19 protein-coding genes and 1 riboswitch are annotated in these 20,502 nt (G+C 46.1%); of the genes, 8 read left to right on the forward strand and 11 right to left on the reverse strand.

Annotation, left to right across the window (positions count from 1 at the left end; genetic code table 11):
- Positions 1-11: 11 nt before the first annotated feature.
- Positions 12-1,268: an MFS transporter gene (locus ACDE64_RS05430; protein ID WP_411349258.1), complete on the reverse strand. Its 1,257-nt coding sequence runs from the start codon at positions 1,266-1,268 to the stop codon at positions 12-14.
- Positions 1,269-1,786: 518 nt separating this feature from the next.
- Positions 1,787-2,749, reverse strand: a complete 963-nt coding sequence (locus ACDE64_RS05435) for a S8 family peptidase (protein WP_411349259.1) — start codon at positions 2,747-2,749, stop codon at positions 1,787-1,789.
- 511 nt (positions 2,750-3,260) lie between these two features.
- Between ACDE64_RS05435 and ACDE64_RS05440 the strand changes: the two genes are divergently transcribed.
- From ACDE64_RS05440 to allB, 5 genes are all read left to right on the forward strand, one after another.
- Positions 3,261-3,950: a GntR family transcriptional regulator gene (locus ACDE64_RS05440; protein WP_411349260.1), complete on the forward strand. Its 690-nt coding sequence runs from the start codon at positions 3,261-3,263 to the stop codon at positions 3,948-3,950.
- Positions 3,951-4,213: 263 nt separating this feature from the next.
- Entirely contained in the window at positions 4,214-4,957 is a 744-nt protein-coding gene (locus tag ACDE64_RS05445) for an ABC transporter ATP-binding protein (protein ID WP_411345481.1), read from the forward strand.
- 77 nt (positions 4,958-5,034) lie between these two features.
- Positions 5,035-5,853, forward strand: a complete 819-nt coding sequence (locus ACDE64_RS05450) for an ABC transporter permease (RefSeq protein WP_411350237.1) — start codon at positions 5,035-5,037, stop codon at positions 5,851-5,853.
- A gap of 108 nt (positions 5,854-5,961) precedes the next feature.
- Positions 5,962-7,035: an ABC transporter substrate-binding protein gene (locus ACDE64_RS05455; protein WP_411349261.1), complete on the forward strand. Its 1,074-nt coding sequence runs from the start codon at positions 5,962-5,964 to the stop codon at positions 7,033-7,035.
- Positions 7,036-7,183: 148 nt separating this feature from the next.
- Positions 7,184-8,665 (forward strand): allantoinase AllB, encoded by a 1,482-nt coding sequence (gene allB, locus ACDE64_RS05460; RefSeq protein ID WP_411349262.1) that lies wholly within the window; start codon positions 7,184-7,186, stop codon positions 8,663-8,665.
- Between the two features lie 48 nt (positions 8,666-8,713).
- Here the strand turns inward: allB and ACDE64_RS05465 are convergent, their stop codons facing one another.
- From ACDE64_RS05465 to queC, 9 genes are all read right to left on the reverse strand, one after another.
- Entirely contained in the window at positions 8,714-8,893 is a 180-nt protein-coding gene (locus tag ACDE64_RS05465) for a hypothetical protein (protein WP_411349264.1), read from the reverse strand.
- 115 nt (positions 8,894-9,008) lie between these two features.
- Positions 9,009-9,899, reverse strand: a complete 891-nt coding sequence (locus tag ACDE64_RS05470; protein ID WP_411349265.1) for a hypothetical protein — start codon at positions 9,897-9,899, stop codon at positions 9,009-9,011.
- Between the two features lie 175 nt (positions 9,900-10,074).
- Complete coding sequence (locus ACDE64_RS05475; RefSeq protein WP_411349266.1) at positions 10,075-10,236, reverse strand: hypothetical protein; 162 nt, start codon at positions 10,234-10,236, stop codon at positions 10,075-10,077.
- 205 nt (positions 10,237-10,441) lie between these two features.
- Complete coding sequence (gene budA / locus ACDE64_RS05480; RefSeq protein ID WP_411349268.1) at positions 10,442-11,167, reverse strand: acetolactate decarboxylase; 726 nt, start codon at positions 11,165-11,167, stop codon at positions 10,442-10,444.
- A gap of 45 nt (positions 11,168-11,212) precedes the next feature.
- On the reverse strand, positions 11,213-12,847 hold the full coding sequence (alsS, locus tag ACDE64_RS05485; protein WP_411346710.1) for an acetolactate synthase AlsS: 1,635 nt from the start codon (positions 12,845-12,847) through the stop codon (positions 11,213-11,215).
- A 1,244-nt stretch (positions 12,848-14,091) separates the two neighbouring features.
- Entirely contained in the window at positions 14,092-14,589 is a 498-nt protein-coding gene (gene queF, locus ACDE64_RS05490) for a preQ(1) synthase (protein ID WP_367054385.1), read from the reverse strand.
- Between the two features lie 133 nt (positions 14,590-14,722).
- Positions 14,723-15,541, reverse strand: coding sequence for a 7-carboxy-7-deazaguanine synthase QueE (gene queE / locus ACDE64_RS05495; RefSeq protein ID WP_411350238.1), 819 nt, complete (start codon positions 15,539-15,541; stop codon positions 14,723-14,725).
- 170 nt (positions 15,542-15,711) lie between these two features.
- Positions 15,712-16,200: a 6-carboxytetrahydropterin synthase QueD gene (gene queD, locus ACDE64_RS05500; RefSeq protein WP_411349269.1), complete on the reverse strand. Its 489-nt coding sequence runs from the start codon at positions 16,198-16,200 to the stop codon at positions 15,712-15,714.
- Positions 16,197-16,928 (reverse strand): 7-cyano-7-deazaguanine synthase QueC, encoded by a 732-nt coding sequence (gene queC / locus ACDE64_RS05505; RefSeq protein ID WP_411349270.1) that lies wholly within the window; start codon positions 16,926-16,928, stop codon positions 16,197-16,199. The genes queD and queC overlap by 4 nt, the downstream gene beginning before the upstream one ends.
- Before the next feature lie 217 nt (positions 16,929-17,145).
- Positions 17,146-17,189: riboswitch (PreQ1 riboswitch) on the reverse strand.
- Positions 17,190-17,443: 254 nt separating this feature from the next.
- On the opposite strand from queC, the gene ACDE64_RS05510 reads away from it, so the two are divergent.
- The 3 genes from ACDE64_RS05510 to ACDE64_RS05520 all read left to right on the forward strand — a co-directional run bounded on the left by ACDE64_RS05510 (position 17,444) and on the right by ACDE64_RS05520 (position 20,395).
- Positions 17,444-18,487 (forward strand): ABC transporter substrate-binding protein, encoded by a 1,044-nt coding sequence (locus ACDE64_RS05510; RefSeq protein ID WP_411349271.1) that lies wholly within the window; start codon positions 17,444-17,446, stop codon positions 18,485-18,487.
- Between the two features lie 291 nt (positions 18,488-18,778).
- Positions 18,779-19,078 carry a hypothetical protein gene (locus ACDE64_RS05515; protein WP_411345490.1) on the forward strand — a complete coding sequence of 100 codons (300 nt, stop codon included), beginning with the start codon at positions 18,779-18,781 and terminating at the stop codon, positions 19,076-19,078.
- 717 nt (positions 19,079-19,795) lie between these two features.
- Positions 19,796-20,395 (forward strand): hypothetical protein, encoded by a 600-nt coding sequence (locus ACDE64_RS05520; protein ID WP_411349272.1) that lies wholly within the window; start codon positions 19,796-19,798, stop codon positions 20,393-20,395.
- Positions 20,396-20,502 lie beyond the last annotated feature (107 nt).

The following is a 20,502-nucleotide window of genomic DNA, read 5'->3' on the forward strand; positions in this document are numbered from 1 at the left end:
GCTTTACTACATTACTCGGATGCGCCGTTCGTCCATTCGTTCAGCTTGCGATCCGTCGGCAGCAGGAAGGTGAATGCGCCGAGCAGCGGCAAGAAGCTGCACAACTGCATCACTGGCGAGATGCCGATTGCATCAATCCAGTTGCCGAGTACGAGCGCGCCTACACCACCCAGTCCAAAAGCAAGCCCAGTGATCAAGCCCGATACGGTACCAATCCGACCGGGTACGAGCATTTGCGCATACACGACGGTTACCGAGAAGCTCGATGTGACGATAAATCCGACCAGCGCCAGCAGCACACCTGTCCAGAAGAGATTGGCATAAGGGAGCAATAGCGCGAGTGGAGCAGCTGCTGCCATAGACGTGAAGATGAGATTACGTTTACCAAAACGGTCAGCAAGCGGTCCGCCGAAGAACGTTCCCACCGCACCCGCTGCCAAGAACAGAAATACATACAATTGCGCTTCACCGACATTGGTATGGAACTTATCAATTAGCAGGAAGCTGTAGTAGCTACCGATGGATGAGACATACCAGGAACGAACGAAGACGAGCATAATGAGCACCACCATTGCAAACGCAATGCGCTGCTTCAGCTCGGGGCGGATCACACCAGCTGTTTGTTGTCGTTTCGCAATCGATGTATCGCGCAGTGTATTGCCATACCAGCGAGCGATAAAGATTTGTACGATAATTCCTGCTGCCGCCACTCCGGTAAATCCAATCGCACCGAATTGTCCATACGGTACGAAGATCAGTGACGTTAACAGCGGAGCCAGCGATTGTCCAGCATTGCCACCAACCTGAAAGATCGACTGTGCCAACCCGCGCCGACTACCTGCCGCCAGATTGGATACTTTGGAGCCTTCCGGGTGAAATGCCGCTGAGCCAAGCCCGACAAACACGACTGCAACGAGCACCGCTGTATACGTACCTGCCAGCGCTAACAGCAGCATCCCGGTAAATGTAAACGCCATGCCGATAGGTAACAGCGCTGGTGTCGGTCTTTTATCAGAGAATAGACCGACAAACGGCTGCATAATAGAAGCGGTAAAGTTAATCGTAAACGCGATCCAGCCAATCTGCGTATAATTGAGATTCATCGTTTCCTTTAAAATCGGGAAAATTGCCGGAATCACAGATTGCATCGAATCATTGAATAGATGCACGAGCGAGATCGCCAGCAGTACGCTAAAAATCGTACGTTTTATCGGTGGCTGAGTGGTCTGCTGTCCGGCAGTTGTTTTGGATAAACTAGAAGAAGACACATGCAAGACTCCTTTGCTATAAATGGATTGGATAGAAACAGCATCTTATGTATGAAGCGTAGGGAAAGCAGTACAGCTGTAAACGAGCAGATGGCTACCTGTCATCGTCGGTGAAGATGGTTTTCAGTATACCAGAATTTTGAGAAAGAATTACAAATTTGTACAAATAAATATATGAATACAGACATATGAACATGATGATTAAATAGATGAAGTAGATAGACGGCAGATAACAAGGACTGGATGCAGGAGTAGAGATGCAGTGGAGATGCAAGAGTGGAATGGAAAAGTGGATTTGTAAAAGTGGATGTGTAAAAATCATACCTGATACTGTCATCATCTATAAAAAGCCGCAATCCACACAAAACAAAGCCGTAATACATCAACAACATCAACACGATCGGTGATCACAAAAATAGCAGCAAAAAAGCGGAGTATACAATCATTCTGCGCTTTTTTTGCTGCTATTTTGTACCATTTTACAGAACTCAGAACTCAGAACTCGGTGGGTGGTATGTTCAGCTTTGCAGTATACTCGCTACTCGCTGCGGCTCAAATACTTCTTTCAATTCTTCCAATGCCGTCAAATACAGAAATCCATTTCCTTCCGAGCGCGCTGGATATCCAAGTGGAATCGTGCGTCGTACCAGCTGTGCATACAACTCCGGCTCACTCAATGAACGCTCAAATTCAGCGTTAGCAATATTTTTGATCAGTGCTAGTGCACCAGATACATGCGGCGTTGCCATTGATGTACCGCTCAGGGTAGCATAACCGCCGTTCAGATAGGTTGATTGAATATCTTCACCGGGTGCGACCAGATCGACTTCTTTGTTTGTATTGGAAAAGCCCGATGTTTGCCGTGCCAGATTGACCGAGCCGACGCTGATTACTTCATTGTAGTAACCGGGATATCCGTATTCATCCGTATCCGGGTTAGCGTCGCCTTCATTTCCGGCAGCGCATACAACCAGAATATTGTTATCGACCGCCTCTTGAATCGCTTTGTGCATATCAGGTACATCTTCGGGGCCGCCGAGTGACATGGAGATCATATCGACCTTCTGCTTGATAGCGTAACGAATGCCACTGATAATCCATTCATATTGCCCGGAACCTTCATGATTGAGCACTTTGATGATTAGCAGACTGGCTTCCGGCGCCACACCTACAACACCAGTACCATTTGCAATGGCGGCAATTGTACCGGCGACATGAGTGCCATGACCGTTATGATCTTCGTACACGTCAGCATTGCTGTCATCATCATCGGTAAAATTGCGACCGCCGATAATACGCCCCTTTAAATCGGGATGATCGGTATCGCAGCCTGTATCCAGAATGGCGACGGTAATGCCTTTCCCTTTGCTCTGCGACCATACCTCTGGTGCCTGAATCAAATCCACGCCACGCGGTGTCTCACTTACCTGCTCTGCTTGTGCTTTGACCTGATACGGAATCACACGCATTTGACGTTCCATAATAAAGCCTCCTGTTCTATTGGTTTGTTCCCGACCTTGTATGTGCAATCTGTGTTGAGCTAGAGAAGATGGAAGGAAGTAGCGACATGCAGGATGAATGCATCTCATTGCAAACCATTGGTACAGAGTAGGATGTGTAGATTAAGATATGTCTTTTCTTTGTTTGTATAAATGCGTTGTAAACGGACGACGAGAAGGAACACGGCTTGTCCATGGCATGATCCTTATTCATCGTCAACATCCTGCTAACCATAATTATCCATTCCATGCGTGGGGAAAACAACAAAGTGGATTGGAATAGACAGGAAAATAATAGTAATAACAAATGATAAGTCAAAATAGATGACATGAATATTATTTTTAGCAAATAAAACAAAAGATAATGGGATGAATAGTGCATATTTATAGATTATAGCTATTTTATATGTAAACTATATTGACGTTATAAACGTAATCTGACTATAATCCGTGTAAATAAAACATACATGAAACTGAAGAGCGAGGGATACCAATGGCGCTGGAACAGGAGCAGGAGATATATCAGGCGATCAAGCAGGCCATTATTGAGCAGAAGATGCGACCGAATATGCAGCTGGTGGAAGAAGTGTTGGCAGAATCATTTGGCGTTAGCCGTACGCCGGTGCGTAATGTGGTACGACGATTAGCAGCGGAGAAGCTCGTAACGATCATCCCTTACAAAGGTGCATTTGTCTCATGCCCGACGATTGATGAAGCCAAGCAAGTATTCGAGATGAGGCGAGTGATCGAAACGGCAGTTGTACGCAAGGTATGTGAGCATTTGGGCGATGAGCAATACCAATTGCTGCACCAGCTCATTCGGGATGAACACGATGCCCAGCATCACGGTAATATTTTCGCAGCGATTCGTATTACAGGAGACTTTCATCTGCGGCTGGCAGAAGCGTCAGGCAATGAATACTACTCCAGATATTTGGAAGAACTGATCTCGCTGTCTTATGTCATTATCGCCTTGTATGGTGAGCAGAAGACCAAGTGCTGTGACGATCATCAACTAATATTGGAAGCCATTCGCAGTGGACCGACGGAGCAGGCGGAACAGTTGATGAATAATCACTTGCTAGAGATCGAACAGGCATTGAAGTTTGAAGAGCAATATGAACGACCGTCGTCATTGAGCGATATTTTCCCGCATCATGCTCGAATGACAAGCCTTTCTTAAAGGAGAGTAGCGTAAGTATTCCGCTGATTATCAGGATGATTGCTCTCATAATCCGAAGCATCAGCCAGCGTTGTCCATCACTGTACACAAGATTGTATACAATCTTGGATTCAAAAGTGACAGGTATTGTATGCAAGATTGCATGGATGGATAAACGACTGAAATTGCTAGGAAGAACTACCAGCTAATCCTAACATCCGATATCGATGTTTGATAAGAGTGCCCATCGTCACTGTGTTTAATTTGATGAAAGAGGTGGTTGTATGAAACTGATCGTGGAGCATGTGCAGAAGAAGTTTGGTGAGCGGACGATTTTGGAAGATATTAATCTGACGGTGAACGACAATGAATTTATTTGTATTCTCGGTCATAGCGGCTGCGGCAAATCGACATTGCTCAATATGGTAGCGGGCTATATGTTCCCTGACGAAGGCAGTCTGAAAATGAACGGCAAAGTCATCGAAGGACCTGCAAGAGAGCGTGGCATGGTATTTCAAGATCACGCGCTATTTCCTTGGTACACCGTACTGGAAAATGTAGCGTTCGGACCAGAAGTGCAAGGAACACCAAAGCCGCAGGCACGTGACATAGCGATGGACTTTTTGAAAATGGTCGGTCTGGACGCGTATGCGCATCATTATCCAGCAGATCTGTCGGGCGGTATGAAGCAGCGTGTCGGCATTGCCAGAGCGCTTGCTAGTCATCCAGATGTATTGCTAATGGACGAGCCGTTTGGCGCACTTGATATTCTCACTCGTGATCTGATGCAGCGAGAACTGCGCAGAATCTATGAAAAGCTCAAAACGACGATCCTGTTCGTCACGCACAGCATTAGCGAAGCAGTCTATCTGGCAGATCGCATCGTCGTGATGAAGCATGGAGCGATTGCCGAGATTTTTGAAGTGAATATGCAGCATCCGCGTACGTTTGAGACACCGGGCTTTGGCGAGATGATGGGCAAGATTGAACGGCTGCTGATGGAAGATGAAGAGGAGGTATTGTTATGAACGAAGTTCCGACAACACTGGGCAAAGGCGGCAAGACATCCCAACCAGTTCCCGTATCACCACCAGTCGCCAAGAAAATGTCATTGGATCTCAGCGTATGGAAAAGCGCACTCCCATACATATTATTCTTCGTCATCTGGGAAACATTCTCGCGCCTTAATATGGAGATCAAGCTGTTCAATCCGCTGTTCCTGCCTGCACCGTCGCTGCTGCTGCACGATGGCTGGGCGCTGGCCAAAACCGGTATCATCGTCGATAGTCTGATTGCCAGCTCCATTCGTATCTTTGCTGGATTCGCGCTTGGTGCAGTGGCGGCGGTCATTCTAGCAGTGTTGATCAGCAAGTTTGCTACGCTGGAACGCTGGATTTCACCGATTTTGACATTGATCAGTCCGATTCCGTCGCTCGCTTTGCTGCCGCTGTTCATTATCTGGTTCGGCATTGGTGAATTTCCGAAAATTATGCTGATTGCTTGGACGACCTTTGTACCTGTGCTAGTGAACACGGTGGAGGGCTTCAAGTCCGTTCCGTCTACATTGATCCGCTCTGCACTCAGTCTGGGTGCATCAGAGCGCAACGTATTTACCCGCGTGATGATTCCATCCGCTGTACCGAATCTGCTCATTGGCGCACAGATCAGTCTGGGGTTGTCCTTTTCCGCACTGATCGTATCCGAAATGATGGGTGCCGATTCTGGGCTAGGCTACATGATTGTCGATGCGCGCAACTATTTTAAAGTAACGAATATGTTTGTCGCTATCATCCTGATCGGGATTGAATACAGTATCTTCTCCATTCTGCTCAAATTGCTGGAACGTAAAGTACTCAGCTGGCGCAAAGGCGGCATGGGACAAGCTGTGGAGAAAGCCAGAGTGGTAAAATCCGCCAAACGCTAAGTTTGCACTGACTGCACAATCAAGGGAACTATACCATACCGGCATGGCACCATACATCGAGGGTATCCAAATATACAGGTTATGACCATTATTGGAGGGGGAAACAGAATGAAAACAAACTGGTTGAAAATGATTTCCGGCGTAACGATGGCGGCTTTGCTGGCAACAGCGTGTTCAAGCGGAGGTGCAAGTAGTGATATGAGCGCAGCCAACAGCTCGGCTTCAGCGAATAGTGGATTGGAACAAACGGATGTCACATTGGTAGGGGTACGGGATGCACAGATCTCCTCGCAGCAGATCATTGCCGATAAACTGGGCTATTTTAAAGAAGAAGGCTTGAATGTGGAGAGCAAGCTGATCGAGAGCGGACCAGACATTGGACCAATGATCTCCGGTGGTAGTGCACCAGTCAGTGTGCAGACGAACTTTATGGATATTATTTTGAAATCGAATAATATTGGCGTCAAAGTTGTTGCACCGTTAGCTCAAATTGCGGGTACACAAGCGGTAGTCGGTTCTGCCAATCTGCAATTGAATTCTGCCAAAGATCTGGAAGGCAAAACGATTGGGATTCCGAACGGAGCAGATGTGAAGATCGCCATCGACAATATGGGCAAAGAGCTGGGTGTCGATGTGAGCAAGATCAAATTCGTGAATCTGGCACCAAGTGATGCCGTAGCAGCCCTGCAAAATGGTTCAATTGATGCGATGGCAGCATGGGAGCCATTTATCACCAAAGCGATTCAAGGCGGTGGTAAATTCCTGTTCAGCGGTACGAAGAGCGAATTGCCTGACAAAAAAGGCGATGTGAACTGGATGAGTGTGCATACGACGATGCAAGTGACAGACGACTATTTGCAGGAAAATCCGAATACGATCAAAGCAATTCTGCGTGCATTGGAAAAAGCGACTACGTACATTAACGATCACCGCGAAGATGCCATCAAAATCCTCGCACCAGAGCTGCATCTGACCGAAGACGAGCTGAAGCAAATTATGGATCGCAATGTGTACTCGATGGAAGTGGATGATTCGTATGTAAATGGTAGTAATGGAGCAGCGGTTGGCAACTATCTGTTGTCAGTTGGAAATATTACGTCCATTCCTGATCCAGCATCGTATCATGACCTGAGTTTGCTGGAGCAAGTCGATTCGAAATTGATCAAAGCACAGATCAAGTAAGTCGTACCCTATCGTATTACCCTGCAACGCATCTCAATACTGCACGATGCACGATAGAGTGTAAACAACTGCGCAAGAGACAATTATTCAGCCACAATACAGACATAGCAATCGTGATATTCATTTTGCAGAAGGGAGTGTAGCTTGTATGGACAAGCTGGATATGATCATTCGAGGCGGAACCGTCGTCTTTCCCGACCGGGTGGAACACTGCGATATCGGTATTCGCGACGGCTGTATCGTACAGATCGGCTCATTGGATGAAATCGATGCTTCTGCTCAACATACTGTCGTAGATGCAACCGGTCTGCATGTGATGGCAGGCATGATCGATGCGCATGTGCATCTGAACGAACCGGGGCTAGGCGATTGGGAAGGCTTCGTTACCGGTTCGTCGGCGCTTGCCGCCGGTGGCTGCACGATGTATATGGATATGCCGCTTAATGGCATTCCACCAACCGTAACGACCGCCGCTTTACAGCAAAAAGTCGCTGCCGCTCAGAACCGCACGTATATTGACTATGCGTGCTGGGGTGGATTGGTGCCGGGGAAGCTGGAGCATTTGGAAGCATTGAGTGACGCCGGAGTATGCGGGTTCAAGGCATTCATGTCTGCACCCGGCGACCCGGACGAAGAAGCGTTCCGCAATGTAGACGATGTGACGTTGTTGGAGGGTATGCGCATCATTGCACGTACCGGACGTATACTCGCACTGCATGCCGAGCATGAACCAACCGTATCGGCGCTGACGGCAGAACGTCTGGCAGCTGGTCAAACAACACCTGCTGATTATACGTCCTCTCGTCCGATCGCCGCTGAAATCGCTGCGGTGGAGCAGGCATTGAGCTATGCAAGGCAAACGGGATGCCGTCTACATTTTGTGCATATTAGCAGTGCGGAAGCTGTACAGATCATTACACAGGCAAAAGGCGAGGGCATGGATGTCACACTGGAAACCTGTCCGCATTATTTAGCAATGACCGATCAGGCACTGGAACATATCGGCGCCACTGCCAAATGCGCACCGCCGCTACGCAATGAGTCAGAGCAGGAGCAGCTATGGCAATGTATCGCGCAAGAGCAGATCGATATGATCACTTCGGATCATTCGCCTTGCCCGACTGAGCTGAAAAGCAATGCCGCTCATATGTTTGACGCATGGGGCGGTATCTCTGGAGCACAACATTCGTTGGAGTTAATGCTGGACGAAGGGCATTTGCGTCGCAATGTACCATTGCCGTTATTGACTCGGCTGTTATCGCTACAACCAGCACAGCGCTTTGGACTTCTTCCCTACAAAGGCGTAATTGCTGAAGGTGCACATGCCGATCTAGTACTGGTCAATTTACAGCAGGGATATACGATTGAAGCTGAGCATCTGTACTATCGTCACAAGCACAGCCCGTATGTTGGACGCAAGCTAAACTGCCGGGTGGAACAGACGATTAGCCGTGGAACCATCGTATACAATGTACAGCACGGAATGATTGGTCAACCGCAAGGACAGCTTATTTCCATTCCTGCTTCGCAACCGAAGGACACGCAAGAATATCGTCCGCATGATCAAGATGAACACCAAGTCGTCCAAAGTACGTATTCTGCAACATCGCTTCAGTACAACCAAAAGTAATGATTCATAATGTAAGTATTGCAAAAAAAGCAAAGTCCCACATAACCTTTAGCTGGTTGTTTGGGACTTTGCTTTGTTGATCAGCATAATAACCAGACCAAGCAGTCCAACAAAAATAGCAACCCATAGCAGCGAATTGCCCCATACAAAGTTGGTTTTGATTCTTATGATGTTGGCAATCACACTCAACACCAAACCACATGTAAGCACTCTTTTTCCAAGCTTCATATATAGGCTCCTTTGTACTTTGGTATCGTTCCGTCTTTGTATTGATGTGGCATGCTAATGATTCAGACTCAGTATGATCGCAACATGCAATCATGTTGATCACCTAATTTCAATGTTACATATGCTTCAATCCATTGTACCGTTTCCCCAACGCTTTGTATCGCATCGTACGGATTTGCTCCAATCGATGGAAATTATCCGTAAACGAGATTCCAGCTGGTTTCAATCCCTCGCCAAAATCGTTCTTATACTTCAACATCGCTTCCGGGTACAATCCAATCACATGAATCTGGTTCCAGTTCGGCGCATCTGGATGCTGCATATAGACGTTCACCGTTTCTAGTGCAATCATACAATAACACCAGCGCTTATGCTCCAAAATATAGTTCATAGCAGGTCCATTATTCGTAATCATAATATCGCGAAACTCATCCAAATACGGTTGCTGCACATCTACATACTCCACCGCGAAAAAGGGCTTGAGCTTGCGTTTATGTACATGTTCTGGCGGATACGGAAAGTGCGAAGCAGGCGTACTAACCAACAGCTCTTGACGAACGACCGTAACCAAAGCATCCATTGAGGCAGAAGTAGAAGTAGAAGTAGAAGTAGAAGTAGAAGTAGAAGTAGAAGTAGAAGTAGAAGTAGAAGTAGAAGTAGAAGTAGAAGTAGAAGTAGAAGTAGAAGTAGAAGTAGAAGTAGAAGTAGAAGTAGAAGTAGAAGTAGAAGTAGAAGTAGAAGTAGAAGTATGCTGCTGCAACGCCTGTGCTTGTTCTGCATACTCTACTCCGATCAGCTCCAGTACATTCCAAGTCGGGAAATCGCCTTCTTTTTCAGCGGTAATACGTAGTGTGTATAGCTCATGACTACGAATCAAACCTTGCTGTACCTGCTGTTGCCGCTGCGGTTGAATATGAGTTTGATAATGATGAAGATATGATTTTAATGTGGAACGCGGCACCAACCGACTTTCCGCATAGTAGAACTGGTTATCCTGTGCTTGCATAACCAAACCTCCTTAATATGAAATGAATAACTTTCTGCACGATCGCTCTTGCTGTCACTGCATTATGTAATTACGTGATATTGTAGATTATCCTCATTAGCATTAGTGTTATCTCTTTATTGTAAACTGTCCAACAATGTAGTGGACGGCAAACAGACAAACTGTACTCAAATGGTCATTTTCGTCCAAACTGTGAAGAACCAACCGAAGAACCAACCGAAGAACCAACCGAAGAACCAACCGAAGAACCAACCGAAGAACCAACCGAAGAACCAACCCTATACTTGCGACCAATCTCTTGTAATGAGGACTTGCACGACTTCGTACGAACAATCACTCCATAAAAAAGACTCCCTTCCACATTAGAAAGGAGCCTGCACTAATATTATTCCTATTTTCTCTCTCTATCCCTGCATTTGTTTATGTTGTCGTACCTGTATCGCCATATCCCAATCGGTCAGCCAGACTACAACAATCCAGCAGAATGCCAACGATTCAGATTCAGCACGATCGCAACATGCAATCCATCCACCCATGTATACTCAGGCGCCAGCTCCTGCACCTTCCGCAGTCAGAATCGCCTGTTCCAGATCCGGCGTTGCCAGATCGGCTTTCAGATAGTTGTCGTCGCTTGGTAGTAGTAGATTGAAATGCTCACTACTGCAAATGGAGATTTTGCATTTCTCGACTACAAAGTCCAGCACATGACCACCACCATTGCGCTCGTCGTTAATAAAATGCAGATGATACCCGGCTACGCCAATGCCTTGCGCAAATGCTGGTGTCCAGAAACCAGCAATCACACCATTTACCCGGTCAAAATGGAAGGACGATTGCGATTTGGTTACTTCTACAAATGGTTTGTACGGCTTGGTCTGATGCGTTACCGTTCGTGTATTCACCTCACGGAATGTGCCTTCGATCCGAATCGCATGGAAAATATTCGGACTGGATAGGCGATCGTTCAGCACTTCTTCCAGCTGATGACGAGTAAATGTTCCGTTCAATTCAAACGACTGCTCCGGTTCAAAATACGTCACTGTCGAAAATGGCGTCGATTCCTGCAACTCGACTTTACGAGCTGTACCATTTGGATAGAGATGATAGTACGAGCCGTCAAATGCGATCATTTCCCCGTCCAGCTGATGAAAAGTTCCGATGCCAAAGTCTCCATATGTTTGCAATTCCTCAAATGTGATCGCTCCGTCATATAGTCCGCTGAGTAGCGCGACCATGGTGGAAGCCTGATAGACGACATGATTGCTCATTATGATGATCTCCTTTTTATATCAATTATCCGTTTCGTTTGCTTATCAGTTGGTCGTTCCCGGCAGTAGTTTTTGACCCAGTTTGATATTGTCTTTGTAGTCGATCGGTACATCAATCACGACCGGACCTTGTTGCTGCAATGCTTCACGCAGTACCGTTTCCAATTCGCCCGGGGAGTAGACACGCATCCCTTTAGCGCCAAAGCTTTCAGCGTATTTGACAATATCCACATCGCCAAAATGCACACCGGATGTACGTCCGTATTTCATTTCCTGTTGGAACGCAACCATATCATAAGTGCCGTCATTCCACACAATATGCACCATTGGCGTTTGCAGACGGACAGCCGTTTCCAGCTCCATCGAAGAGAATAGGAAGCCGCCATCCCCGGAAATGGAAACGACCTTCTCATGCGGATTCACCAGTCCTGCGGAAATTGCCCACGGCAGTGCTACGCCAAGCGTTTGCATCCCGTTACTGAACAGCAGGCGGCGCGGTTCATACGAACGGAAGTAACGCGCCATCCAGATGTAGTGAGAGCCAACGTCGCAGGTCACTGTTACATCGTCACCGATCAGCTTGCGCAGCGTCTGGATAAAGAACAACGGATGCACGCGGTTGTTATCCGACGAAGTGTAAGAGATATCATCCTGATTCAGTTTGTTTTGCAGCGGAGACAATATATCTTTTGCTTCGGTGGATAGCTTCAGACTTTCCAGTTTGGGCGTGAGAGCTTCCACATTGAGCGCAATATTGCCGATAAGCTCTAGCTGTGGTTGGTAGTCCATATCGATATCGGCTTTGCGGTTATCCAGATGATAGACGAGGCGCCCGCCGCCTTTATTCCACAAATACGGATCATATTCAATCGGATCGTATCCAATGGTTAGTACGAGATCGGCTTGTTGCAGCAGCAGATCGCCCGGCTGATTACTGAATAGACCGACTCGTCCGTAGAAATGATCGACCAGATCACGGGAGATTGCACCCGCTGCTTGGAACGTTTCTACTACTGGTAGATCGGTGTGGCGAAGTAGTTGGCGTACCGCTGCTGTCACTTCCGGTGTACTTGCTTTCATACCAAGCAGCAGTACGGGGAGTTTGGCATGACGAATCTGTTCTGCCACTTCGTCGATAAAGGCGGCTGGCGCTGTACCGAGTTGCGGCATACGCAGTGGTGCCAGTTCAAATGGCTGTGCTTCACTCAGCAATACGTCGGTTGGTAAACTGACAAATGCCGCTCCGGGCTGCGAAGAAGAAGCTTCGCGGAAGGCATTGGTGATCGCTTCGACCACATTGTCGGGATGACCGACTTCGACACTATATTTAGTTACCGGTGCGAACAGCCCGGCATTATCCATCGATTGGTGTGTACGTTTCAAGCTGGCAGTGCGTGGAACTGCACCGGCAAGAGCAACAACTGGATCACTTTCGGAATTGGCAGTAACTAGCCCAGTGACCAGATTGGATGCGCCCGGCCCCGAAGTTACGAGACATACGCCCGGTTTGCCAGTCAATCGTCCGATAGCAGCAGCCATAAAAGCAGCATTCTGCTCATGACGACATACGATCAGCTGTGGCCCGCGTTCTTGCAGCACGTCAAATACCGGATCAATCTTCGCACCCGGAATCCCAAAAATGTACTGTACATCTTGTGCAATCAGCGCATCTACGACCATATCCGCTCCTGTATTGCGGCGAGTAATAGTCGGATTCGCAGAAGCGGCATCCGTCTGATGCTCATCCGGCATCTGCAACTGATCCGCGGCAACCGATTGATTCTGTTGCGGCCGGGCAGGGGCAGATACCGAAGCGGCAGGTGCCTCCGATTGCTGCAATTTCATTTCCTCTACATGGGTTTGTTCGGATGTTGCTGTTTTTGTACTCAAGCTCTCCATCTCCTTTGATTTTGTAGTTTCTTGCTGGTCATATGCAAAAGAACAGCAGGGTCTGAATACACAATGAAATAGGTTTCTCTTTTTCTGAATGTACATGTAAATATGGAAAAGAGTACATATCTATTCTATTCCCATAAAAAGTAAAATCAATAGTTAAAATTTGAATTATTAACTGGAAGTGATAACAAAAAGAGAAGGAGTCCAAGATAGATAACATAGAACAAAGATAGGAGATAGTTCACGCTTACATGAGGAAAAATGAACGAATTTGAATGTAAATGGCTTTTTTTGAGAGATTTATAGGAGGTTTATACAAGTGGAGTAGTATGTAATACATTAAAAAGCGATATACAAGAGTAGATATTCATTTTACAATTTCCAGTTTTTTATTCTGAATTTAATATTGATCAAAGGTTAGGAGGGGCAAATATTATAAATTTCTATCTGTAAGATTCATATATTCTTTTCAAAAAATGATGAAAAGGTGCAAATATATTACGTATTAAAGCGTAGCACAAAATAAGGCTTGTATATAATATATTTCTTCTTAAATATAATAAAATTGCACTTTATAGATACATGATATTTCGCACAATATATACATTCAAAATAGAACGAGCCAAACAAATATGCTACCTATTCAGAATGAACAAAGTATGCAGCAAGGAGTATGTCGGTGTTCATCTGTGAGTCGCCTATAGATATGTATGAATGCGGGCGATCATAAGATGAAGTATTTCTATCCAATAATACGGAATTTTTTCATAGGTCACATAAGAAAAACGAATACATAGAAAAGCGCCTGTCGGAATCAGCAAAGTAACAAAAACATCTTGTGTACGATACTTCATCAAACAGGCGCTTATTTAAGCGTCATAATCTATTCTATTCAAATAGTAACTATATCGTATATATATCTGTTTACGTCCTCGCCATAGAGGAACATACTTCAAACGCAAACGCAAACGCAAACGCAAACGCAAACGCAAACGCAAACGCAAACGCAAACGCAAACGTGTTACGGTTTAGCGGTTGTCGATCGTCTCCGGGTACATGTCGTGGTTCATCATGCGATGTTCTGCCATTTGCTCATACTTCGTGCCAGGCTTGCCGTAGTTGGTGTACGGATCAATCGAGATACCACCGCGCGGGGTGAATTTGCCCCATACTTCGATATAACGCGGATCCATCAGCTTCACTAGATCGTTGAGGATGATGTTCATGCAATCCTCGTGGAAATCGCCATGATTGCGGAAGCTGAACAGATACAGCTTGAGCGATTTACTTTCTACCATTTTCTCATCTGGAATATAGCTGATATAAATAGTCGCAAAATCCGGTTGACCCGTAATCGGACACAGACTCGTAAACTCCGGGCAGTTGAATTTTACAAAATAATCGCGATACGGATGCTTGTTGTCAAAGCTCTCCAAAATACTTGGATCGTACTCAAATGTATATTTCGTGCCCTGATTGCCGAGCAACGTCAGGTCTTGCATTTCGTTTTCCTGTCTGCCTGCCATAGTGTGCAAAGCTCCTTTTTGTAAATAAAATAGTGTCGTTATATAGATACCGCATAGCGATGGCAGTGGCTGGATGCTACATTATCCTCCAGCATATCCCATGCCCCACCATCGCATTGTCCATAATATATCGTTACACGCCGCGCTTGTTACCCCAGACGAGCGTGTGCAGCTGCGGCAAGATGCGTGCATCATTGAACGCGGGACGCTCCATCGCCTGATCAATCAGCCATTCGTAACGATGCAGCAGGGAGGAGGCGATATCGTCGTCCGCACTCACCACATCAGGATTGCCGGTTTGCATGTAAAAAGGAAGAGACGGATAGCGCTGATGCACTTGCTGCGCATAATCCAGATCGGCTTCGTCGAAAATCACAACTTTCAAGCTGACTGCCTGCTCTACAGCTGGCAACTCATCGCCATCCTCATCTGCAAACATAATTTGCTGCATCATCTGATCTACCGGATTCCGGCGCAGACGACCAACAATATCATCCAGCACATCAAAATCCGTCGTCATACCAGAACTTGGTGGCTTTGGCGAAATAGTCACGTCGTTAATATTCAGCAACCAATCCTGCCAACGCGAGCCTTGGGTTTCCACAGCGGTACGGATATTGTGCTGACGCAACAGAGTAACAAGCTCGCCGATGGAACCTAGCAATGCTGGATTCCCACCGGAAATGGTCACATGGCTGAAGCGGTCGCCGCCAACGGCTTTCAATTCATCCCATACATCCTGTGCACTCAGTTTACGAATCTGGTCTTTGGCACTGCCATCCCACGTAAACGCCGAATCACACCAGCTGCAACGATAATCGCAACCAGCGGTACGCACGAACATCGTTTTTTGCCCGATGACCATGCCTTCGCCCTGTACGGTTGGTCCGAAAATTTCCAGTACCGGAATCGTAGCAGCGGCTTTAGGGGATGCATTACGAGCAGATGACATATTTGAGCGATTATCAGATGGCGTAGCGTGACTATTGTCAGTATGGAGCGTGTTCATTTCGCTATGTTTGGCATGCGATGAGCCAGAATCAGGCAGTTTGTTTTCTGTTGTATTGGACATGGAAGCTGTCGCCTGTTCTGTTGCTGGACGAGTATCTTCCCAAACTTTACTCATGAGAACATCCACTCCCGTCTTGCTTCGGCATAGCTGGTCGGTGTCTCATACAGCTGTACGAATTCCGTCCGTCCGCCTTCTACTTGACTGCGATATGGCTCGCTTTGTAGCGCTTGCTCCATTTGTTCAAACAGCCAGACGACCATATTCTCGGCGGTCGTATTCATTGGCGGCAATGTTTCATTCAAATAGCGGTGATCCAGATACGGTTCGATTTGTTCCTTCCAAATGGTTTTGATATCGCCAAAATCGACGACGATCCCATTCTCGCTTGGCATGCCGCTAATGCCGAAGATTACTTTATACGTATGCCCGTGCAGATTCATACATTTGCCTTCATACGCATGCAAATGGTGCGCTGCATCGAATGTGAATTCTTTGTTCACTAGTACCCTTTTGCGATGGTAACGGAGCTGTTCGTGCGTAATGTCTGTGCCAAACTGCTGTAGCTGCTCGACAATACGAAACGGTCCGGGTTGACTCATGATGATTGTCCTCCTTGTGAAGGAGTGACTTCAGAATCGTCCAGCTCCATCATGATGCGATTGCCGGAGGAGACGGTTGCGCGTTCCTGCATGTATTGATCCAGACCAGCTTTACGCAGTTTGCACGCCGGGCATTCGCCGCAGCCGTCGCCGATAATGCCATTGTAGCAGGTCAGCGTTTTCTCGCGGATATATTGGAAAGCGCCTAGATCGTCTGCCATTTTCCACGTTTCTGCTTTGTCCAGCCACATCAGTGGCGTATGAATCACGAATTGGTGATCCATCGACAGATTGAGCGTCACGTTGAGCGATTTGACGAAAATATCGCGACAGTCCGGGTATCCGCTAAAGTCCGTTTCGCAGACGCCAGTAATAATATGACGTGCGTCTTTTTGTTTGGCAAGAATAGAAGCAAAGCTCAAAAACAGCAGATTGCGTCCATCTACAAACGTACTTGGCAGCTCGCCTTCTTCATGTGTAATCTCGATATCTGAGCGAGTCAGCGCATTCGGTGCCAGCTGGTTGAGCAGACTCATATCCAAAATCGTATGCTCCACACCTTGCTCGGCAGCGATTTGCTGGGCGACTTCAATCTCTGCACTGTGGCGTTGTCCATAGTTAAACGTAACAACTTCCACCTCGGCAAATGTTTGTTTTGCCCAGAACAGGCAAGTGGTGCTATCCTGACCACCACTAAATACGACAACTGCTTTTTCATTTTTAAGCATAACAAAATCTCTCCATTTCCTTAAAGGGATAATCAGATAAGCAACGAACCATTCATTTCAAATGTCGTCTCTGTTGTCCTTCGGGAAGCGAGAGATCCATGAACTTGGTCTATAGGCATTTGGACAATGCAAAAACAAACCTGACGATGTGCCGCAAAAATTACGACTGTCTACCATTGAAAATAGGTATTGTCGCAACAGACATATCAATTTCAGGTGGGTTTTAGTTTTTTATAGAGGGAGTTCGCGAACCTCTCCCGCGTAGTACCGTAGCGAACAACGACCAGTACAATATAGGACTGACGAAGTGCTGTATGGTGCGACGACGGATTTTCTTCTGTTCAGGATGCGGCTCAAAAACCGCTTTACCAGTATAGCATATTTACGTGCCGAGGAAAGGAGATTTTGCTTCGATGTATCGAGATTTTGGACTGTTATTTTGAAACGCGAAAATAAGGAATAAATTCTATGGTATGATATAAATGAGAATATTTATCATTTAGAGGAGGTACATAATGAATGTAACAAATCGTATTCGCCAATCTGCTTATCTCAAAGGAATGACGCTAGTCATGTTAGCGTTTGGATTGCTTCTAGTTGGATGCAGCACACAGTCCGAAGGATCAACATCAAGTAGCGCGCAGTCGAACAATGGAGGTACACCAGCTGAGACGATACAGGTACAGCACGCGTTTGGTACAACTGCTATTCCGGCGCATCCAGAGCGCATTGCTTCGTATAATTTGGAGGATATGCTGTTATCGCTACATGCACCGCTCGTAGCAGCAGTATCCGCAGGTGAAGATTACTATCTGGCGGATCAGTTGGATCAGCTTCACGTACCGATCCTGAATATGAATGGCGGTACGTCCAATCTGGAAGCTTTTATCAACGCAACGCCCGACCTGATCGTCGCAAGTGCTGCGATTGACCAGACGACATATGAGCAATTGAGCCAGATTGCTCCGACGATTGTATATGACCGCGAAAATTGGAAGCAATCCATCGTCGAACTGGGCAACGTATTAGGGTTGGAGCAGCAGGCACAAACCGTGCTGAAGCAGCATGATGAAAAGGTGGCTGCAACCAAAGAAGCTGTTACCAAGGCTGCTGGCGAAGGCAAAACCGTTGCGTTCCTGCGCACCACCGCCAAAGAAATCCGTTTATACCTGCCGGGTTATACCGATAGCCAAGGAACGGAGCTGCCCGGTTATGGCGGCATGCTGTATAACAATCTGGGTTTTACACCGCTGGATACCATCCTTCAATTGCAAAAGCAAAACCCGACCAAACAAAATGTCACCGTATCACTGGAAACATTGCCCGATCTGAACGCCGACTACGTATTTGTCACAACAGGTAGCGCCGGCGGAACGGCCGCTGACCGTCAGCAGGATCAACAGCAATTCAAAGAACTCAGCGCCTCACCACTCTGGCAATCATTGCCTGCAATCAAACAAAACCATCTGTTTACCGTCGATGCCCGTCACTGGATCAGTACCGGACCGATTGCGGATGAAATGAAGATGGATGATGTGGAAAAAGCGTTAGGCATGTGATCGTTTTGAATATATTGTAAGATTCTATCAAGTCAAATCATCAGTTACAGATTGTATAGTCTGTCTGATGATTTGGCTTTATTTTTTGAGGCAAGCCAATGGATGTAGCATTATTATATGAAGATTCTCGAAAACGGTAGTCACAGGAAACGAAAACAAAAGGTTAGCATATCTATATTGATAAAATGCTACATCTACCAACCATAGCCACAGCCTACCCATTTACGCTATACTGTCATAGGAGAATGTGACTGACACCGAAAATTTACATTATGGAAAGGCGGACATTCGATGCTGACTATTCATATTCGTCATAAGCAACTGGAAAAGCTAGAGGAGCCAGATAAAGGATACTTGGGTCGTGTGGAGCTGGAAGTAGAAGGGCATGCGGAGCCGTATGAATTGACCCTCTTTTCCAAGCGTGGTCATGACTGGGATTACAGTCTGCACTTTTTGAACGAACCTGGTAAAGAAGAAGAGATTGAAGCAGTAGAGCAGATCATCGAGGAAAATGATGATGAATTTGACCGAATTATTGAAGCGATCTGGTCGGTATATCCTGGTGAGGACAAGCCAAAAGATTATCGCTAAGATGACATGGTGATGCAAAACGGCAATCCTTTATCATTTCTAAGTAGAGATGTTAAAGTAATTGGTTGCCGTTAAGCTACCATATAGATGTAGATACTATTCAGACAGCAATGATTCGACAAAAGATAGATACATAAAAAATACAATCCAAAAGACATGCGCCTAAAGTTTTGTTTCTATGAAAATAACGAAAAAAAGAGATATCTGCAAAAAACTTAGATTCTGAGCTATATACTTATCATGAGATGACGCAAAATTGCTATATTACACATTTTTTGCCTGTTCAGCTTTGCTCAAGATGGGTATATAAGACTAGCGTTTGCATGTGTGTGTAGTGATAATATGACAAATATCATCATTATTTTAAGCACGGTGTCTTTAGACTCAGGATTTTTGGTATGTATGCCTGTTATATTTAGTAATACCCGGATGATACGTAAATCCGAAAGTAGCGTGGAATAAGAAACGGTGTGAAAATCAGGTGCAGTTGGGGACAGCAATATTAAAACTGTGCAGTTTTTTGTACATCGTTTGATTCATACCGGGTCAGTATGGGGAATTGGACATTTGTATTTGCAAATGAAGGATACAACAACACTGTACGCATAAATAGCAGGATATTTGAACAATCATACGTGTAAAAGAATAGTTCATGCGCGACAAAAAGGGACGTTAAACAATGCCAATCTGATGGATTGTCCAGAGAGGAGATTAATAATGATCAGTTTTTTTCGCAATAAAACGATTCCGTTAGCCGATCAATGGAGCAAATTGCAGGAAGCTGCAATCCAGCTCAAAGATGATATAAGTATGGAGCAAGTGATTCATGGCAATTCGATGTCCTGGTATGAGGAACGACCGTATACCAATCTGTTGATTTCACTAGGGGAGAAAGTGTGCCAAGACGAGCTTGATCTGGATTGCACATATCCGACCGACCAGATCTGGTATGTAGACTTGCAAGAAGTCGAAAGTACGGATCTGTATACGCAGCTTGCGGAACGCCTCGTTGCCATGACGGGCGGCGAACTGAATATGACCCATATTCGCAGTTGTTTGGATCATGAGCATAGCAATGTTATGTTCAGCTTCTTGCATCATGGGGAACGGATGGAATGGGATATTCAGTATTACAGCGAATGGGTAGACAAGTCATTTTTTGACCGGATCATTAAGCTGAATCGCCAACGTGGGGATGAGCGTGAATTTGTGTATATGACACTTGGGCAGCACTTGCTCATTGCCTATATCGACCCACAGCAATTCAAAACATTAAACAAGATCGTAGAACCGAAATTTAATGTTTGGAAACTATGATCCTTATCTGTAGATGAGCATGAGGGGATGGAACGAGAAATACAGCGTTTCATGTCATGAGCGTTCCATTTCATACAGATGCCAAAAAGCACAACCGGATGCAGTGT

It is taken from the genome of Paenibacillus sp. WLX2291 (assembly GCF_046603665.1).
Taxonomy (GTDB): domain Bacteria; phylum Bacillota; class Bacilli; order Paenibacillales; family Paenibacillaceae; genus Saccharibacillus.

What these genes read in the sequence shown, in the direction of transcription:
- alsS (WP_411346710.1), bottom strand. Translation starts at nt 12,847, where the DNA reads ATGGTCGTAGATGCGCTGATTGCACAAGATGTACAGTACATTTTTGGG.
- ACDE64_RS05510 (WP_411349271.1), top strand. Translation starts at nt 17,444, where the DNA reads ATGAATGTAACAAATCGTATTCGCCAATCTGCTTATCTCAAAGGAATG.
- queD (WP_411349269.1), bottom strand. Translation starts at nt 16,200, where the DNA reads ATGAGTCAACCCGGACCGTTTCGTATTGTCGAGCAGCTACAGCAGTTT.
- ACDE64_RS05450 (WP_411350237.1), top strand. Translation starts at nt 5,035, where the DNA reads ATGTCATTGGATCTCAGCGTATGGAAAAGCGCACTCCCATACATATTA.
- ACDE64_RS05435 (WP_411349259.1), bottom strand. Translation starts at nt 2,749, where the DNA reads ATGGAACGTCAAATGCGTGTGATTCCGTATCAGGTCAAAGCACAAGCA.
- budA (WP_411349268.1), bottom strand. Translation starts at nt 11,167, where the DNA reads ATGAGCAATCATGTCGTCTATCAGGCTTCCACCATGGTCGCGCTACTC.
- ACDE64_RS05470 (WP_411349265.1), bottom strand. Translation starts at nt 9,899, where the DNA reads ATGCAAGCACAGGATAACCAGTTCTACTATGCGGAAAGTCGGTTGGTG.
- ACDE64_RS05465 (WP_411349264.1), bottom strand. Translation starts at nt 8,893, where the DNA reads ATGAAGCTTGGAAAAAGAGTGCTTACATGTGGTTTGGTGTTGAGTGTG.
- allB (WP_411349262.1), top strand. Translation starts at nt 7,184, where the DNA reads ATGGACAAGCTGGATATGATCATTCGAGGCGGAACCGTCGTCTTTCCC.
- ACDE64_RS05515 (WP_411345490.1), top strand. Translation starts at nt 18,779, where the DNA reads ATGCTGACTATTCATATTCGTCATAAGCAACTGGAAAAGCTAGAGGAG.
- queE (WP_411350238.1), bottom strand. Translation starts at nt 15,541, where the DNA reads ATGTCATCTGCTCGTAATGCATCCCCTAAAGCCGCTGCTACGATTCCG.
- queC (WP_411349270.1), bottom strand. Translation starts at nt 16,928, where the DNA reads ATGCTTAAAAATGAAAAAGCAGTTGTCGTATTTAGTGGTGGTCAGGAT.
- ACDE64_RS05445 (WP_411345481.1), top strand. Translation starts at nt 4,214, where the DNA reads ATGAAACTGATCGTGGAGCATGTGCAGAAGAAGTTTGGTGAGCGGACG.
- ACDE64_RS05440 (WP_411349260.1), top strand. Translation starts at nt 3,261, where the DNA reads ATGGCGCTGGAACAGGAGCAGGAGATATATCAGGCGATCAAGCAGGCC.
- ACDE64_RS05520 (WP_411349272.1), top strand. Translation starts at nt 19,796, where the DNA reads ATGATCAGTTTTTTTCGCAATAAAACGATTCCGTTAGCCGATCAATGG.
- ACDE64_RS05455 (WP_411349261.1), top strand. Translation starts at nt 5,962, where the DNA reads ATGAAAACAAACTGGTTGAAAATGATTTCCGGCGTAACGATGGCGGCT.
- queF (WP_367054385.1), bottom strand. Translation starts at nt 14,589, where the DNA reads ATGGCAGGCAGACAGGAAAACGAAATGCAAGACCTGACGTTGCTCGGC.